The organism is Nocardioides flavescens (genome assembly GCF_009823805.1).
Lineage (GTDB): Bacteria > Actinomycetota > Actinomycetes > Propionibacteriales > Nocardioidaceae > Nocardioides > Nocardioides flavescens.
This window is the reverse complement of the sequence record NZ_WUEK01000001.1, coordinates 65,653-82,626: the sequence shown is the minus strand read 5'-3', so window position 1 is coordinate 82,626 and position 16,974 is coordinate 65,653. Positions and strand designations below refer to the sequence as shown.

The 16,974-nt window shown below is 73.0% G+C and carries 16 protein-coding genes; 11 read left to right on the top strand and 5 right to left on the bottom strand.

Annotated elements, in window-relative coordinates:
- Positions 1-521 (top strand): methyl-accepting chemotaxis protein (locus tag GRQ65_RS22030; protein WP_272917481.1); only part of this gene is annotated, 521 nt, incomplete at its 5' end.
- Between the two features lie 48 nt (positions 522-569).
- On the opposite strand, the gene GRQ65_RS00400 is transcribed toward GRQ65_RS22030, so the two are convergent.
- Entirely contained in the window at positions 570-2,540 is a 1,971-nt protein-coding gene (locus GRQ65_RS00400) for an amidase family protein (RefSeq protein WP_160874055.1), read from the bottom strand.
- Between the two features lie 182 nt (positions 2,541-2,722).
- Between GRQ65_RS00400 and GRQ65_RS00395 the strand changes: the two genes are divergently transcribed.
- From GRQ65_RS00395 to ispG, 4 genes are all read left to right on the top strand, one after another.
- A complete protein-coding gene (locus GRQ65_RS00395; RefSeq protein ID WP_160874053.1) occupies positions 2,723-3,865 on the top strand; it encodes a 1-deoxy-D-xylulose-5-phosphate reductoisomerase in 1,143 nt (380 codons plus the stop codon).
- Positions 3,862-5,220: a site-2 protease family protein gene (locus tag GRQ65_RS00390; RefSeq protein WP_160874051.1), complete on the top strand. Its 1,359-nt coding sequence runs from the start codon at positions 3,862-3,864 to the stop codon at positions 5,218-5,220. The genes GRQ65_RS00395 and GRQ65_RS00390 overlap by 4 nt, the downstream gene beginning before the upstream one ends.
- Positions 5,221-5,384: 164 nt before the next feature.
- On the top strand, positions 5,385-5,963 hold the full coding sequence (locus GRQ65_RS00385; protein WP_160874049.1) for a hypothetical protein: 579 nt from the start codon (positions 5,385-5,387) through the stop codon (positions 5,961-5,963).
- A 78-nt stretch (positions 5,964-6,041) separates the two neighbouring features.
- Positions 6,042-7,193, top strand: coding sequence for a flavodoxin-dependent (E)-4-hydroxy-3-methylbut-2-enyl-diphosphate synthase (ispG, locus tag GRQ65_RS00380; RefSeq protein ID WP_160874047.1), 1,152 nt, complete (start codon positions 6,042-6,044; stop codon positions 7,191-7,193).
- Here ispG and GRQ65_RS00375 read toward each other — a convergent pair.
- Positions 7,180-8,292: a hypothetical protein gene (locus GRQ65_RS00375; RefSeq protein WP_160874045.1), complete on the bottom strand. Its 1,113-nt coding sequence runs from the start codon at positions 8,290-8,292 to the stop codon at positions 7,180-7,182. The two genes, ispG and GRQ65_RS00375, sit on opposite strands and share 14 nt — an antisense overlap.
- A 240-nt stretch (positions 8,293-8,532) precedes the next feature.
- On the opposite strand from GRQ65_RS00375, the gene GRQ65_RS00370 reads away from it, so the two are divergent.
- On the top strand, positions 8,533-9,378 hold the full coding sequence (locus GRQ65_RS00370) for a GNAT family N-acetyltransferase (RefSeq protein ID WP_160874043.1): 846 nt from the start codon (positions 8,533-8,535) through the stop codon (positions 9,376-9,378).
- Positions 9,379-9,391: 13 nt separating this feature from the next.
- Here GRQ65_RS00370 and GRQ65_RS00365 read toward each other — a convergent pair whose 3' ends face one another.
- Positions 9,392-10,402, bottom strand: coding sequence for a hypothetical protein (locus GRQ65_RS00365; protein ID WP_160874041.1), 1,011 nt, complete (start codon positions 10,400-10,402; stop codon positions 9,392-9,394).
- A gap of 321 nt (positions 10,403-10,723) precedes the next feature.
- Between GRQ65_RS00365 and GRQ65_RS00360 the strand changes: the two genes are divergently transcribed.
- Positions 10,724-12,505, top strand: coding sequence for a proline--tRNA ligase (locus GRQ65_RS00360; RefSeq protein ID WP_160874039.1), 1,782 nt, complete (start codon positions 10,724-10,726; stop codon positions 12,503-12,505).
- A 16-nt stretch (positions 12,506-12,521) separates the two neighbouring features.
- Positions 12,522-13,220 carry an HAD-IA family hydrolase gene (locus GRQ65_RS00355; RefSeq protein ID WP_160874037.1) on the top strand — a complete coding sequence of 233 codons (699 nt, stop codon included), beginning with the start codon at positions 12,522-12,524 and terminating at the stop codon, positions 13,218-13,220.
- A gap of 274 nt (positions 13,221-13,494) precedes the next feature.
- On the opposite strand, the gene GRQ65_RS00350 is transcribed toward GRQ65_RS00355, so the two are convergent.
- Both GRQ65_RS00350 and GRQ65_RS22320 read right to left on the bottom strand, forming a co-directional pair.
- Positions 13,495-13,941 (bottom strand): DUF4439 domain-containing protein, encoded by a 447-nt coding sequence (locus GRQ65_RS00350; protein WP_160874035.1) that lies wholly within the window; start codon positions 13,939-13,941, stop codon positions 13,495-13,497.
- On the bottom strand, positions 13,938-14,438 hold the full coding sequence (locus GRQ65_RS22320; RefSeq protein WP_160874033.1) for a hypothetical protein: 501 nt from the start codon (positions 14,436-14,438) through the stop codon (positions 13,938-13,940). The genes GRQ65_RS00350 and GRQ65_RS22320 overlap by 4 nt, the downstream gene beginning before the upstream one ends.
- 160 nt (positions 14,439-14,598) lie before the next feature.
- On the opposite strand from GRQ65_RS22320, the gene rimP reads away from it, so the two are divergent.
- The 3 genes from rimP to GRQ65_RS00330 are packed head-to-tail and all read left to right on the top strand — an operon-like array spanning position 14,599 to position 16,850.
- The gene (gene rimP / locus GRQ65_RS22315; protein ID WP_160874031.1) at positions 14,599-15,114 is read left to right on the top strand and encodes a ribosome maturation factor RimP; all 516 of its coding nucleotides are present in this window, start codon (positions 14,599-14,601) and stop codon (positions 15,112-15,114) included.
- Position 15,115: 1 nt separating this feature from the next.
- Positions 15,116-16,090, top strand: coding sequence for a transcription termination factor NusA (gene nusA, locus GRQ65_RS00335; protein ID WP_160874029.1), 975 nt, complete (start codon positions 15,116-15,118; stop codon positions 16,088-16,090).
- Positions 16,071-16,850, top strand: coding sequence for an acyl-CoA thioester hydrolase/BAAT C-terminal domain-containing protein (locus GRQ65_RS00330; RefSeq protein ID WP_160874027.1), 780 nt, complete (start codon positions 16,071-16,073; stop codon positions 16,848-16,850). Before nusA ends, GRQ65_RS00330 begins: the two co-directional genes overlap by 20 nt.
- Positions 16,851-16,974: the final 124 nt, after the last annotated feature.

Genomic DNA, 16,974 nt, shown 5'->3' with positions numbered 1-16,974 from the left:
GGCTGGGGACCTCGAGCCAGGAGATCGGCAACGTCGTCAAGGTCATCACCTCCATCGCCGAGCAGACCAACCTGCTGGCGTTGAACGCCACCATCGAGGCCGCCCGTGCCGGTGAGGCCGGCAAGGGCTTCGCCGTGGTCGCCAACGAGGTCAAGGAGCTGGCCCAGGAGACCGCCCAGGCCACCAAGGACATCGCCGCCCGGGTCGAGGCCATCCAGGGCGACACCACCGGAGCCGTCGACGCGATCGGTGAGATCTCCACGATCATCACCTCGATCAACGACTACCAGCTCACCATCGCCTCCGCCGTCGAGGAGCAGACCGCCACCACCAACGAGATGTCGCGCAACGTCGCCGAGGCCTCCACCTCCTCCGGCGAGATCGCCGCCAACATCTCCGGGGTCTCGGGTGCGGCCACCACGACCACCGAGGCGCTGGCGCAGACGCAGGACACGGTCGACGAGCTGCGACGCACCTCGGTCGAGCTGACGGCAGCGGTGGGGGCCTTCCGCCACGAGTGACGGCGGTCCCCACCGCTGCGCGTCGGCTGCGCTGCTCAGCGGCGCGGGTCAGCCCCGCTTGCGCGCCACCCGCAGACGCACGGTGTCGGACGAGGTGAGCACGGCGCTCGTGCCGACGTACGTCACCACGAGGCGGTGCTTGCCCGGCTTGAGCCGCTTGATCCGCACCACGGCGCGACCCGCGGGGTCGAGGGTCGCGGAGCCGACGGTCTTGCCCTTGCGGGTGACCACCACGCGCCCCGTCGGCACGACGGAGCCCGCTGCCACGGCGATGCGCACCTTGCCGCGCTGGGTGCGCGCCACGACCGTGCGCTTCAGGTCGGCCAGCGTCACGCTGGTGGCCGGTGCCGGAGCGGGCTGGTCGCACGACTCGGCGCTGTTCGGGCTGGCCAGCGCGGTGCAGGCGAAGGCCGTCGGGTTGATCGACTCGGGCGAGCGCCAGACCGCGGCGGCGGCCTCGTAGTCCGAGGCGTAGGAGATCAGCGACGCCTCGGTGTAGGCCGTGCCCAGGAAGGTGATGGCCACGGGACGCCGGTTGGCCGGGTTGTAGCCGGCCGGCAGGGTCAGCGACGGGTAGCCGGCCCGGGCGCCGATGCCGGTCGTCTGGGCGCTGCTGACGATCGCCGAGACGTTGTTCGTCGTGAGGACCGTGTCGATGCCGTTGCGGCTGTCGGCGATGCCCTGGTCGCGGGCGGCGACGTAGGCGGCACGGGTGGTGGAGTCGTTCAGGTCGACGGCCTCGGACTGGGTGAGCAGCGTCTGGCCGAACTTGAGGGCGACGTCGGCGTGGGCGTCGTTGTAGGCGATGACGTCGGCCAGCGTCCTGATCGGCGCCGAGGCGGGCAGCCGCGAGAGGTAGGCGTTGAGGTCGCGCTTGAACTCCAGGTCCAGGATGCCCCGCTGCGACGTGCCGGTCGGCGCAGAGACGTCGACGAGGGTCGCACCCTGGTCCCGCAGGACGGTGAGGGCGTCGGCGTAGGGCCCCGGTGTGCCGAGTGCCGCGGCGAGCCCGATCACCCCGAGACGGACCCCCTGGAGCCCGGTGGTGCCGACGCTGGCGGTGTAGTCGACGTCGTCGAACCCCGCCGAGCGGCCGTCCTGCGTGGCGGCGTCCTCCGGGTCGGCTCCGGTGGTGAGGCCGGTCAGGACTGCGGCAGCGTCGAAGACCGACCGGGTCATCGGGCCGGCGGTGTCCTGCGAGGCCGAGATCGGGATGACGCCGGTGCGGCTGATCAGGCCGACCGTCGGCTTGATCCCGACCAGCGAGTTGGCGTTGGCCGGGCTGAGGATGGAACCCGACGTCTCGGTGCCGACGGTCGCCGCGGCCATGGCGGTGGATGCGGCCACGCCCGAGCCCGCCGAGGAGCCGCTCGGCGTCTGGGAGAGGTCGTAGGCGTTGAGCACCTGGCCGCCGAGCGAGCTGTAGCCCGCCGGCATGCCGGCGGTCGTGTAGTTGGCGAACTCGGTGAGGTTGGTCTTGCCGAGGATGATCGCGCCCGCGGCCTTGAGCGAAGCCGCGAGGGGCGAGTCCGCGCGGGGGTAGGAGTTGGCCAGTGCGACGCTGCCGGCCGTGGTGGGCATCCCCGCCACGTCGATGTTGTCCTTGACCAGGATCGGGATCCCGGCCAGCGGGCCGGTGGCGCGGCCGGCGGCCCGTGCGGCGTCGGCGGCCTGGGCGTCGGCCAGGGCGGTGGCCGAGAGCTGCCGGATCGCGTTGAGCCGCGGGCCGGCGTAGTTGATCGCGTCGATGCGGGCGAGGTAGGCCTTCACCAGGTCGACCGAGGTGAAGGTGCCGGCGCGCAGCCCTGCCTGGAGCTGCTGGATGCCCGCCGTGGCCAGGTCGAGGCCGCCCGGCAGCGTCTTCGGCGAGACGGGCGCCGCGGCGGCGGAGGCTGCCGGGGCCTGGGCCGCGAGACCGGTCGCGGCCAGGGAGGCGGAGAGCACGGCGGCTCCGAGGGCGTGGGCGAGCCGCGGCCGGTGACGGCGCGGACGAGCGGGTGTGACATCGAGATGGTGCATCGGGATCCTTCGCGACGAGGTGCGGCACCCGACCGGGAGCCGTGCTCGCACTCCACCCCGGGACTGTTTCGCCTGCGTGTCGGGACGACGACGGCTGAGACACCTCCTCACGATCCGCCGACTTTCACCTCCCGGGGTGGAGGGCCGGCGCCGGTCAGGCGCTGCGGTGGGACGATGACGACGTGGTGAGACCTGCGCGCAGAGATGTCGTCGTCCTCGGCTCTACCGGCTCCATAGGCACCCAGGCCCTCGAGATCGTGCGCCGCGACCCGGACCGGTTCCGGGTCGTCGCGATCACCGCGGGCGGGGGCAACCCGGAGCTGTTCGAGCAGCAGGCGGCCGAGCTGCGCGCGGCGTACCCGGGTCTCTACGCGGGGCTCGGCGAGGAGGCCTCGACCGAGGCCGCGGCGCTGCCGTGCGACGTGGTGCTCAACGGCATCACCGGCGCCGTCGGCCTGCGCCCGACGCTCGCCGCGCTCGACGCCGGCAACGTGCTGGCGCTGGCCAACAAGGAGTCGCTCATCGTCGGCGGACCGCTGGTGACCGGCCGGGCGGCCCCGGGCCAGATCGTGCCGGTCGACTCCGAGCACAGTGCGCTCGCCCAGTGCCTGCGTGGCGGCTCCGCCGAGGAGGTGCACAAGCTCGTCCTCACCGCGAGCGGCGGGCCCTTCCGCGGCCGGACGGCCACCGAGCTCGCCGACGTGACCGTCGACGAGGCACTGGCCCACCCTACGTGGGACATGGGCCCGGTCGTGACGATCAACTCCGCCACGCTGGTCAACAAGGGGCTCGAGGTCATCGAGGCGCACCTGCTCTTCGGCGTCCCGATCGAGCGGATCGAGGTCGTCGTGCACCCCACGAGCGTCGTGCACTCGATGGTGGAGTTCGTCGACGGCTCGACGATGGTCCAGGCCAGCCCGCCGACGATGCTCATCCCGATCGCCCTGGGGCTCGCCTGGCCCGACCGGGTGCCCGGCACGGCCCCCGCGGTCGACTGGACCAGACCGCAGACGTGGGAGTTCTTCCCGCTCGACGACGAGGCGTTCCCCGCGGTGGAGCTGGCCAAGCGGGCCGCGCTCACCGGAGGCACGGCCCCCGCGGTCTACAACGCCGCCAACGAGGTGTGTGTCGAGGAGTTCCGGCGGGGAAGGCTGCCGTTCGCCCGGATCGTGCCGACGATCGCCGCGGTGCTCGCGCGCCACGACGTACGCTCGGTGGGCGCGGAGGCGAGGACCGTGGAGGACGTGCTCGCCGCCGACGCGTGGGCGCGGTCCGAGGCTGCGGGCATCGCGCAGGACGCGGCAACAGGGGGAGAACAGCAGTGACCACGGTCTACTACGTGCTCGGGGTCGTGGCGTTCGTCGTCGCGATCCTGGTCTCGATCGGGCTCCACGAGCTCGGTCACATGATCCCGGCGAAGGCGTTCGGCGGGAAGGTCACGCAGTACTTCATCGGTTTCGGCCCCACGGTCTGGTCGCGGCGGCGCGGCGAGACGGAGTACGGCATCAAGGCGATCCCGCTCGGCGGTTACGTCAAGATCGTCGGGATGCTGCCGCCCGGCGCCGAGCAGCTCGGCGAGGTGTCCTACGACGAGCACGGCAACCAGGTCACCCGGGTGCGCAAGTCCAACACCGGGATGTTCACCCAGCTCATCTCCGACGCCCGCGCCGCGGAGTGGGAGCTGATCGGCCCCGAGGACTCCGAGCGGCTGTTCTACAAGATGCCGTGGTGGAAGAAGGTCGTCGTCATGGCCGGCGGTCCGTCGGTCAACATCGCGATCGCCTTCTTCCTGTTCTGGGGCGTCTTCGGCACCTACGGCAACCCCAACGACGTCGGGCCCGCCGAGGGGCGCCCGGTGCTGTCCTCGGTCTCGCAGTGCGTGATCCCGGCCTCCGAGCAGCGCACCGACTGCACGGCGAGCGACCCCGAGAGCCCGGCCGCCGAGGCGGGCCTGCGACCCGGCGACACCATCACGTCGTTCAACGGCACCGCCGTCACCGGCTGGGACCAGCTGCGCTCGCTCATCCGCGACAACGCCGACGGCCAGGCCGTCATCGGCTACGAGCGCGACGGGCAGGAGCTGAGCGGCACGACCAGCACCACGGTCGAGCTGCGACCCGACTCCGCGACCGACCAGACGCTGCGCGAGGTCGGGTTCCTCGGCGTCACCCCGCAGACCGTGCGGGCGACCGGCGGACCGCTCTACACGCTCGTGCAGATGGGCGAGACCGCCGAGCAGACCGTCGAGGCGCTGATCTACCTCCCGTCGCGGGTCTGGGGCGTCGGCAAGGCGATCCTCGGCCTCCAGGAGCGCGACCCCGACAGCCCCGTCAGCATCGTCGGCGGCGGCCGGCTCGCCGGTGAGACCGCGTCGACCGACCTCATCCCGCAGGACGCCAAGATCGCGATCCTGCTGCTGCTCGTCGCGGGCTTCAACTTCTTCATCGGCGCCTTCAACTTCATCCCGCTGCTGCCCCTCGACGGCGGCCACATCGCCAGCGCGCTGTGGGAGGCCGTACGCCGCGGCGCGGCGCGGCTGCGCGGACGCCCGGACCCGGGCCACGTCGACGCCGCGAAGCTGCTGCCGGTCGCGTACGTCGTCGCGACCGCGATGCTCGCGATGAGCGTCGTCCTCATCGTCGGCGACCTGGTCGTGCCGCTGAGCATCTACGGCTCCTGACCCCCGGCGGCCCAGTCGTCAAGACCTTGCGCCTGTGAGTGGCTGGCAGGAGCCTGTGAGTCCGACCGTCCACCTGTGAGAACCAGGCCCTACCTGTGAGTGCGGCACCGGGTGCTCAGGCCGATGCCGTCGCGACCGATGGCCGGGTCATGACGATCAACTGCGTGGGGAGCCAGAGCTCCTCGTCCCTGTCCAGCCTGTCCGGCCTCTCGGGTGCCTCGGCCTCCGCGGCGAGCCGCCGGCAGCCCGCGGGTCACTTCCAGGCGGTGTCCGAGCTGCTCGGGCAGTCCGCCGAGGAGCTCGCCGCGAAGGTCGCGGGCGGCACCAGCCTGATGGACGTCGCCACCGAGGCCGGCGTCTCCGGCGAGGACCTGCTGCAAGCGCTCGAGGACGGCGCGCCCGAGGAGCTGAGGTCCTCACCCGACCTGCGCGAGATCGTGACGCAGATCGCTCAGCAGACCGGGACAGCCGGCCCCGGTGGACCCGGTGGCCCGGGTGGCGGTCGGCCGCCCGGACCGCCGCCCACCGGTGCGCTGACCGGCTCGCTGACCTCGACCCAGGAGAGCACCCTCGAGGTGGTCGGCTCCCTGCTGGAGATGGACGGCGAGGACGTGCTCGAGGAGCTGCGCTCGGGCACGAGCCTGGCCGACCTGCTCGCGGCGCACGACGTGGACCTGTCGACGCTCGCCTCGAGCCTGCAGAGCGGGATGCAGCGGGGGTTCCAGGTCGACGTGCGCGCGTGAGGCCCGCCGCGCGCCGCGGTCAGCCCCGGGGGCGCGGAGGATGGGGGAGGAGTCGGTGCGGCTCAGTACGCTGGAGGCATGACCTCGATCGACCTGGGGATGCCCGCAGCGCCGCCTCCGACCCTGGCGCCGCGGCGCCCCACCCGCCAGATCAAGGTGGGCAAGGTGGGGGTCGGCAGCGAGTCGCCGATCTCGGTGCAGTCGATGACCACGACGCTCACCTCTGACGTCAACACCACGCTGCAGCAGATCGCGGAGCTCACCGCGTCCGGCTGCGACATCGTGCGGGTGGCGTGCCCCTCGCAGGACGACGCCGACGCGCTGCCTCAGATCGCGCAGCACTCGCAGATCCCGGTGATCGCCGACATCCACTTCCAGCCGAAGTACGTCTTCGCCGCCATCGAGGCGGGCTGCGCGGCCGTCCGGGTCAACCCCGGCAACATCCGCAAGTTCGACGACCAGGTCAAGGAGATCGCCAAGGCCGCCAAGGACCACGGCACGTCCATCCGCATCGGCGTCAACGCCGGCTCGCTCGACAAGCGGATCCTGGACAAGTACGGGAAGGCCACGCCCGAGGCGCTCGTCGAGTCGGCGGTCTGGGAGGCCTCGCTCTTCGAGGAGCACGACTTCCACGACTTCAAGATCTCGGTCAAGCACAACGACCCGGTCGTCATGGTCCGCGCCTACGAGCTCCTCGCCGCGGCGGGTGACTGGCCGCTGCACCTCGGCGTGACCGAGGCGGGGCCGGCGTTCCAGGGCACGATCAAGTCGGCGACGGCCTTCGGCGCCCTGCTCTCCCAGGGCATCGGCGACACGATCCGGGTCTCGCTGTCGGCCCCCCCGGTCGAGGAGGTCAAGGTCGGTCTGCAGATCCTCGAGTCGCTCAACCTGCGCCCGCGCCGCCTCGAGATCGTCTCCTGCCCCTCGTGCGGTCGTGCCCAGGTCGACGTCTACACCCTCGCCGAGCAGGTGACCGCGGGCCTCGACGGCCTCGAGGTCCCGCTGCGCGTCGCCGTGATGGGCTGCGTCGTCAACGGCCCGGGTGAGGCTCGCGAGGCCGACCTCGGCGTCGCCTCCGGCAACGGCAAGGGTCAGATCTTCGTCAAGGGCGAGGTCATCAAGACCGTCCCCGAGTCGCAGATCGTGGAGACCCTCATCGAGGAGGCCATGCGCATCGCAGAGGGCATGGAGGCCGTCGACGGCGAGGGCGCCACCGTCACGGTGAGCTGACGCCCCGAGCCTCGGCGAGCAGTCTCGTCGGGGTCGCGAGCCACGACAGGTCGAGCGCCTCGTCGGTGAGCCACGGCTCGGCGCGGGCGGCATCGGCCGCGCGGCGGGAGTCGGCGTCGGCCGCCAGCCGCGTGGCCACCAACTCGTCGGCGAAGGCCGCGACGCGCTTCTCGAGCAGGTCGTCGCGACGCCACGGCAGGCCGCGCAGCACCCTCGCGGTGAGTTCCTGCTCCACCTCGACCCAGGTCGGCGGCCACAGCAGGGCCCCGGCGGGCCAGGTCGGCGTCGGGAGGCCCGCGACCTCCGCTCGCCACCTGGCCGGCGTACGTCGCCACCAGGGCAGGATCGACAGACGGTCGCGCACGGTGCGCTGGCGCCTCGCCAGTTCCGAGAGCCCGCCGCGGAGCTCGCGTTCGTGTCGGCGCTGCACGTCCTCGAGCGACTCGACAGCAGGGATGGCGAGGTCGCCCGTCGTCGCGAACGTCGTGAGCGTCTCGGCCAGTTCGAGGACGGCGGTCTCGAGCTCGCGCTGGAAGCTCGCTCGACCGGCCAGCATCAGGGGCGCCAGCGTCGGCCACCACGCACCGAGACCGCGCACCCGCAGCGAGACCGTCAGCTCTCCCGCGCGTACGCCGGCCCGCAGCTCGACCCGCAGCCACGGCACCTCCACCTCGAGGTCCAGCGCCTCCGACTCGCCGGGGGCGAACCGGCCACGCCCACGCAGGACCGCCAGGTCGCTGGCGAAGCGGGCCTCGACCAGCCGGTCGAGCCCCTGCAGCTCCACGTGCGCCCGGCCCGGCTCGGCGTACGGCGCCCATTCGATGCCCGCGGTGCGACCCACCCCGGCGACGGCGCCGACCCAGCCGCGCACGAGGCCGGTGGTGAGCTCGGGGGCGATCCGGTAGTCCGCCCCCGGTTGGAGGTGGGTGCCCGCGGCCAGCCTGACCTCGGGGTCACCCGGACCGGCGCCGTCCATGCGCACCGTGCCGTCGGGCTCGACCCGCATCCCCGCCGCGGCCCGGTCGACGAGCTCCTCGCGCAGCCGCTGCCACCGGTGGTCCGCGGGCCACGTCACGGGGGCGGAGGCCGACCAGCGCATCCTGGGACCCTACGGGGGCGGTGGCGGCGGAATCCCAGCATCTGCTGGGATCGCCAACGTTCTGGGGCGTTGCAACACCCCAGAACGTCAGGAAGTGGCCCGGCGCCGGTGTCGCGATCCCAGCATCTGCTGGGATTCCGGACGTTCTGGGGTGTTCGCGACGACGCGGGCAGGGGGAGCGAGCAGGCCCGACGGACGAGCCGTGGTGCTGGTGCGGGCCGATCGGCATAGGCTCGACCCGTGCTCACCACGCGTCACGGCGTCCGCCCCCTTGGCGCGCCCGACCTCGACGCGTTCCTCGAGCTCGCGCACCGCGACCCGGTCGTCAACGTGTTCGTCGACCACCGGGCCCGCACCACCAACCTCGAGCCGCGTTGGCTGGGCGGTGAGATGTGGGGCCGCTTCGACGGGGGAGACCTGGTCGCGGCCTGCCACGTCGGCGCCAACCTGGTGCCGGTGCAGGCGACCGCGGACGACGCGCGGGCCTTCGCCGAGCGCGCCCTCACCCGCAGCCGCACCGTCTCGACCATCGTCGGTCCGCACGACGCGGTCGAGGTCTTCTGGCACGTCGTCGCCGACATGTGGGGCCGCCCCCGCGAGGTCCGCTGGCGCCAGCCGCACCTGGCGATCGACACCGACCCGCTCGTCGAGCCGGCCCCCGGCGTACGCCGCACCACGCGAGCCGATCTCGATGCGCTCTACCCGGCGTGCGTGGCGATGTACACCGAGGAGGTCGGGGTCTCCCCGGAGGCCGGCGGCGGCGCCGAGCTCTACCGCGCCCGCGTCCAGCAGCTGATCAGCCGGGGCTGGAGCTTCGCGCAGTTCGAGGGCGACGAGCTGGTCTTCAAGGCCGAGGTCGCCTGCGCCTCGCCGTACGCCGCGCAGATCCAGGGCGTCTTCGTGCCCCCGGAGCACCGCGGCCGGGGCCTCGCGAGCGCGGGGATGGCCGCCGTGGTCGACCTCGTGCGCCGCGAGATCGCCCCGACCGTCTCGCTCTACGTCAACGACTGGAACACCCCCGCCCGCCGCGCCTACGAGCGGGTCGGGTTCGTCGAGACCGCACGGTTCTCGACCGTGATGTTCTGACGGCGGGCGTCCCTCACCCGGCAGACGGGGTCAGCCGGTAGATCGGGTTGCGGCTGACCGGCGTCGCGCGCTCGCACACCGCGTCGGTGCACCTCACGGTCGCGGTGGCGCGGCGCGACGAGGCCTCCGCGAGCAGCGTGTCGCCGTCCTCGAACTCCAGCGCACCGAAGTAGCCGCGGTGCGCGACCCGGTAGGTGCCGGTGACCGCGCCGGTGACGGTGCGCACCTGCACCTGGTTGGGGCCGATGCCGTCGCTCAGGATGTCGTACGTCGCCAGGTGCGTGCCGTCGGTGGAGATGTCGGAGACGGTGCTGTCGCACGAGCGCCACAGCTTCGCGCCCGGGTCGCTGAGGCGGCTGACCACGGTGCAGCCCTCGTCGTAGGGGTCGCGTGTGTAGGACACGAGCAGGTCGTGCTGGGCGTCGGCGCGGTAGGCGATCCGGTCGCTGAGCCGCGTGAGGTCGCCGGTGGTGAGGTCCCAGGCGAGGGTGCCCCGGGTCCTGCGGTCCCAGCCGCCGAGCACGACCCGGTCGCCCGTCACGTCGAGCGGGGTGACGAAGCTGCGGAAGACCCGGCGGGCGGTCACCGCTCCGGTGGTCGCGTCGAGGACGCTGAGGACGCTGCGTCCGCGCTTCCACTCGTACGACACGACCCGGGTGCCGTCGGAGGACAGCACCGAGCTCCACGGGTCGCCGTCGCTCAGCTCCAGCTTCGAGCCGTCGGCCTCGACGCGCACCAGCGAGGTCGCCCCGGTCCGCTTGGACAGCCCGACGACGTGGCCCGTGCCGGACTCGCCGAGCAGCAGGACGGCCTGGGCCCGCAGCGGCACCCGCAGGGCGCCGTCGACGAGCACGTTGAGCCGCTGCCCCTCGAGGTGGGCCACGGCGGGCGCCGGGCCCTCGGGCAGCGTCTTCGGGTCGACGGTCGTGGGTGCGGCGGCCAGCGCGGACGTCGAGGCGATCAGCAGTGCAGCCGCGCTGAGGGCGGCCGCAGGGACGAGACGGGCGGGGGAGAAGCGGCGCATCGGGGGTCCTTCTGAGGTGGGGCCGGCCACGGGTGCGACGAGCACCGCGGCGCGGATGGTGCAGGGGAGACGCGCGCGGGCGGCGTACGGTTGCGTCGCGGCACGCGACGGACCGGGAAACCGCGTCGAGGCGCCCCGACCGCACGCCCAGGGTGTGTCGGTCAGTCCCCGTGGGAGCAGGCGTGGGGTCGCGCGGAGCTGGCAAGGCGGAGGAGCCCGCCGTGGCGGAGTCACGGCGGGCGACGACAACGCCGTCCAGGTCCGATGCGACGCCGCGCGGGCGACTGCGTGGGACTGATCGACGCGCCCTAGGCTGCTCGCATGATCCTGCGGATGTCGACCCTGTTCGTGCGCACGCTGCGCGACGACCCCGCGGACGCCGAGGTCCCGAGCCACAAGCTGCTGGTGCGCGCGGGCTACATCCGACGCTCCGCCCCCGGCATCTACACCTGGCTCCCGCTCGGTCTGCGCGTGCTGCGCAAGGTGGAGCAGATCATCCGTGACGAGATGGACGCGATCGGCGCGCAGGAGCTGCTGTTCCCCGCGCTGCTGCCCCGCGCGCCCTACGACGCCTCCGGTCGCTGGACCGAGTACGGCGACGGCATCTTCCGGCTCAAGGACCGCAAGGGCGACGACTACCTGCTCGGCCCCACGCACGAGGAGATGTTCACCCTCGTGGTGAAGGACCTCTACTCCTCCTACAAGGACCTGCCGCTCTCGATCTACCAGATCCAGACGAAGTACCGCGACGAGGCACGTCCCCGCGCGGGCGTGCTGCGCGGGCGCGAGTTCGTCATGAAGGACTCCTACTCCTTCGACGTCGACGACGCGGGGCTGCAGGCGAGCTACGAGAAGCACCGCGACGCCTACATCCGCATCTTCGACAAGCTCGGCTTCGAGTACGTCATCGTCAAGGCCCAGGCCGGCGCGATGGGCGGGTCGAAGTCCGAGGAGTTCCTCGCCAGGCTGGCCGTCGGCGAGGACACCTACGTCCGCTGCTCGCGCTGCGACTACGCCGCCAACGTCGAGGCCGTCGACACCCCCGCGCCCGCGCCCGCGTCGTACGACGGGCTGCCGGCCGCGCACGCCGAGCAGACGCCCGACACCCCCACCATCGACACGCTGGTCGCCCACCTCGACGAGGCCTACCCCCGCTCCGACGGGCGCGCCTGGACCGCCGCCGACACCCTCAAGAACGTCGTCTTCTCGGTGCGCCACCCCGACGGCCGCACCGAGGCGGTCGCGGTCGGCCTGCCCGGCGACCGCGAGGTCGACACCAAGCGGTTGGAGGCCGAGCTCGGCGAGGGCGTGGTCTTCGAGCCGCTCACCGAGGCGGAGTTCGCGGCCCGCCCCACGCTGACCAAGGGCTACATCGGCCCCGGCGCGCTCGGCGAGGACAAGCCCGCCGGCGTCCGCTACCTGCTCGACCCCCGTGTCGTCGAGGGCACCCGCTGGGTGACCGGTGCCGACGTCCACGGCTCCCACGTGCTCGACCTCGTCGCCGGTCGCGACTTCACCGGCGACGGCACGATCGACGTCGGCGAGGTGCGCGACGGCGACCCCTGCCCGGTGTGCGGCGCGAGCGACGGGGGAGTGCTCGAGAGTGCCCGGGGCATCGAGATGGGCCACATCTTCCAGCTCGGCCGCAAGTTCGCCGACGCCTTGGACCTCAAGGTGCTCGACGAGAACGGCAAGCTCGTCACCGTCACCATGGGCTCCTACGGCATCGGCCCCTCCCGCGCCGTCGCCGCGATCGCGGAGGGCACGCTCGACGAGCAGGGGCTGTGCTGGCCGCGCCACGTCGCGCCTGCCGACGTGCACCTGGTCGCGACCGGCAAGGACGAGGCGGTCTTCGCCGCCGCCGAGCGGATCGCCACCGAGCTGCACGCCCAGGGCGTCGAGGTGCTCTACGACGACCGTCCGAAGGTCAGCCCGGGCGTGAAGTTCAAGGACGCCGAGATCATCGGTGTCCCCACCATCGTCGTCGTCGGCCGCAACCTCGCCGAGGGCACCGTCGAGGTCCGCGACCGGCGTACGGGCGAGCGCGAGGAGGTCGCCGCCGAGCACGTCGTCGACCACGTCGTGCGGGTCGTCCGCGCCTGAGCACAGGAGCCGGCTCGTGATCGAGGCCGTCATCTTCGACTGGGGCGGCACGCTGACCGCCTGGCACGACGTCGACTTCCACGCCGAGTCGCTGGCGCTCGCCCAGGCGGTCGTCGGGGCCGAGCACGAGGTCGAGGTCTCGCAGCGGCTGCTGCACGAGGCCGGTGCGACGATCTGGGGCCGCTCCCGCGACCACCAGCAGTCCGCGACGGTGGCCGACCTGTTCGACGAGGCGGGGCTCGAGCACGACCCGGCGCTGCTCGCCGACTACTACGCCTTCTGGGAGCCGCACACGCTCACCGACCCCGAGGTCCGCCCGACCTGGGAGCGGCTGCGGGCCGAGGGCCGCAAGGTCGGGGTGCTGTCCAACACCATCTGGCCGCGCGCCTTCCACGAGGCGGTCTTCGAGCGCGACGGTGTGCTCGACCTGATCGACGGCGACGTCTACACGAGTGAGATCGCGTGGACGAAGCCGTCACCGCTCGCGTTCCGCGCGGCGCTGGACGCGGTCGGCGTCAGCGACCCCGGCCGGTGCGTCTACGTCGGCGACCGGCTCTTCGACGACGTGTGGGGAGCCCAGCAGGCCGGGATGCGCGCCGTGCACGTGCCGCACAGCCGGATCCCCGCCGTGCAGATCGGCCACACGGAGGGTGAGCCGGACGCCGTCGTGCAGTCGCTCTCCGAGCTGCCCGACGTGCTCGCCCGCTGGGACTGACCCCGCTCCGTCGCGCTCGGCGATGCCCCCGGGGGCGTCCACTTCTGCAGGTTCTTGCAATGCAGACTTGTGCAGATGCCGCTGGCTCGCCGTCGGGTCGTCGGGTCCTGCAGACTCGTGCACAGGACGACAGAGGCGCCTGCTTCTCGGGAGGCAGCTACTCGCCCTGCGGTCCGTGAGCCCGTCAGCTCCGGGTGTCCATCTCGGGATTCCCCCGTAGCCGGCTCGCTCACGGACCGCCGTCCTCTCTCCCGCGGTTGCCCGCTCGACCGCCTCAGGAGAGCGAGTCGGAGGGCAGCCCGGGGAACGCCTCGGGCTCGCCGCCGAAGGACAGCTCGCGCACCGCCGCGTCGGCGAGCATGCCCACGGCGCGCGTACGTCGCTCGCCGGTCGTCGAGCCGACCAGGGCGGCGTAGGTCTCGGCGCACGAGCGCTCGACGACGAGCGCGGCGCTCGCGCGACCCGCGGCGGTGTCGAGGCCCGCGGGCGGTGTGTAGGCCGGTGCCGAGCCCACAGGGGAGGCGCCCAGTGAGGCGATGTCGCCGGTGAGGGCGTCGCGGCGCTCGCGGTGCGCGTCGTACGCCGCACGGACGGCGGTGTAGAGGCCGGCCTCGGCGGACTGCGAGGTCCGGGCGCCCAGCAGGCCGTAGAGCCAGACGGCCGCGTGCTCGGCGGCCAGGGTGGTCTGCAGGGCGTCGACCTCGGTGCCGGACCCGCTCACCGGGCACCTCCGGTGGGCAGGACGGCGAGGTGCTGGTCGACGGAGGCTGCCATCGAGGCCAGCAGCCGGGCCAGCGCGCCGCTCTCGGCCCGCCCCGCGGAGTCGACGAGCGAGCCGCGCAGCGCGAGCTCCTGCGCCCGCACCTGCTCCACGGACACCGGGGTCGGGCTCGGCGTGGCCCGGGACGTGGCGTCGAGCGCCTCGACGTGCCGGCGGTGCGCGCGCAGCAGCGGGACGACCGCCGCCCGCTGGGCGGGCACGCTGCGCGCGGCCAGCAGCTGGGCCAGCACGGCGTCGAGCGCGGCGACGACCTCCTCGACCACCGCGGTGTCGCCACCGGGGGCGCCCGTCGGGCTCGCCGACGCCGCAGCGGAGGGGGTCGGGTCGTCCTGCGGCGGGCGCAGGTCGTCGACGTCGCACGCCGCCGTCGCCCCCAGCGCGACCAGGCCGGGCAGGGCCAGGCTCGTGCGCCGGGACAGGAGCGGACGGTCGGGCACGACCGAGACCCTACGTCGCGGGGGCCGACGGTCCGCGGTCCTCGTGGGCCGTCCGCGTCGGGATGGGGTGTGGGCCGGTCCGCGGCTAAGGTGTCCCCGCACCGAGAACACGCACCGCACGCGCACAGCAGCACCCACAACAGCAGAGGGAGGACCCGCCGTGGCTGGTCGAGCAGACGAGCTCCGTGACCGGATCGAGCAGGAGCTGGTCCCCGCCCTGACCCCGCTCGGCCTCGACGTCGAGGCGGTCGAGATCACTCCCGCCGGCAAGCGCCGGGTCCTGCGGGTCGCCGTCGACGGCGACCGCGGCGTCACCCTCGACGACGTCGCCGAGGCCACCCGGGTCGTCTCTGACACCCTCGACGCCGGCGACGTCATGGGGGAGCAGCCCTACACCCTCGAGGTGACCTCCCGCGGCGTCGACCGACCGCTCACCCTCCCGCGCCACTGGCGTCGCAACGCCGACCGGCTCGTCGCCGTCCAGCTCACCGACGGCACGTCGGTGACCGGGCGCGTCGTCGGCTCCGACGACCGCGCCGCCACGTTGCTGGTCGAGAGCGACGGCACCCGGCGCGAGGTCGCCTACGACGAGGTCGCCAAGGCGCTGGTGCAGATCGAGTTCAACCGCAAGGGCCGCGACGACGACGAGGCGGCCGTCGAAGGAGAGGAGTCCTGACGTGGACATCGACATGAGCATCCTGCGCACCCTCGAGCGGGAGAAGGAGATCTCCTTCGACGTGCTGGTCGAGGCGATCGAGCAGGCCCTCCTGACGGCGTACCAGAAGACGCCCGGCGCCGCCGAGCAGGCCCGTGTCGTGCTCGACCGCAAGTCGGGGCACGTGACGGTCTTCGCCACCGAGCTCGACGAGGACGGCACCAAGGTCGGGGAGTCCGAGGACACCCCCGCCGACTTCGGCCGCATCGCCGCGACGACCGCGAAGCAGATCATGCTGCAGCGCCTGCGCGACGCCGAGGACGACATCCGGTTCGGTGAGTTCTCCGGCAAGGAGGGCGACGTGATCTCCGGGGTCATCCAGCAGGGCCGCAACCCCGACGACGTGATGATCGACCTCGGCAAGGTGGAGGCGCTGCTGCCCGTGGCCGAGCGCGTGCCCGGCGAGGTCTACTCCCACGGCACCCGCATCAAGTGCTTGGTCTTCTCGGTGCGCAAGGGGATGCGCGGCCCCCAGATCACGCTGTCGCGCAGCCACCCCAACCTGGTGAAGAAGCTGTTCGCCCTCGAGGTCCCCGAGATCGCCGACGGCACCGTCGAGATCGCCGGCATCGCCCGCGAGGCCGGCCACCGCACCAAGATCGCGGTGCACTCGACCGTGCCGGGCGTCAACGCCAAGGGCGCCTGCATCGGCCCGATGGGCCAGCGGGTGCGCAACGTGATGGCCGAGCTGCACGGCGAGAAGATCGACATCGTCGACTGGTCCGAGGACCCCGCCGAGCTCGTGGCCCACGCGCTCTCGCCCGCCCGGGTCAGCTCGGTCGAGATCGTCGACCTCGCCGCGCGCTCGGCGCGCGTCGTGGTGCCCGACTTCCAGCTGTCGCTCGCCATCGGCAAGGAGGGCCAGAACGCCCGCCTCGCCGCCCGCCTCACCGGCTGGCGCATCGACATCCGCTCGGATGAAGCCCCCCGGGACTGACGCCCACCTCGCCGGCGCCGGCCGCACCGGGGTCCTGGTGCTGTCCGGCTCCAGCGGCCGGGTCGAGCGCCAGCGTTGCGACGTGCTCGCCGCCGGCCTCGACGTGACGGCGCTGTCCTACCGCTGGTTCGACCTCGTCCTGGACCGGGTGCCCCTGGAGTCCTTCGAGGAGCCGCTGGCCTGGCTGCACGAGCGGTGCGACCGGCTCGTCGTGCTCGGCACCTCCCGCGGGGCGGAGGCCGCTCTGCTGCTCGGCAGCCTCCACGCCGAGGTGGACGCGGTGGTCGCGGTCTCGCCCTCGCACGTCGTGTGGGCCGCTCTGTCGGACCGGCGTCCGCAGACCTCGTCGTGGACGCGCGGCGGCGAGCCGCTGCCCTTCGTGCCCTACGACGACGACTGGGTGCCGCCGACCGACCCGCCGGAGTACGTCGGGCAGTACCACTCGGCCCTCGCCCGCTTCGCCGACCGCGTCCCCGCGGCGCGCATCCCGGTCGAGCGGATCGCGGGCGAGGTGGTCCTGAGCTCGGGCGGCGACGACCGACTCTGGCCCGCCGGGGCGTACGCCGACGAGATCGCCCGCCGGCGTGCGGCGTACGGCCTGGACACGGTCGCCCTCCACGAGCCGGCCGCCGGGCACCGGGTCCTGCTGCCCGGGGAGACGCCCCAGCCCGCCCGCCTCGTCCACGGCGGCACCCCCGCGGCCGACGCCGCCCTCGGCACCCGTCTGTGGTCCGAGCTCGTCCGGCTGACTGGCCGCTGAGCTGATCCCTCGATGCCCCTTGGGGGTGTCGTCCTGTCGGTAGTCACCGACGTTCGTGCGGTAGTCACCGACGTTCGTGCGGTAGTCACCGACGTTCTGGGGCATGAGAGACCTCTTCAAGGCC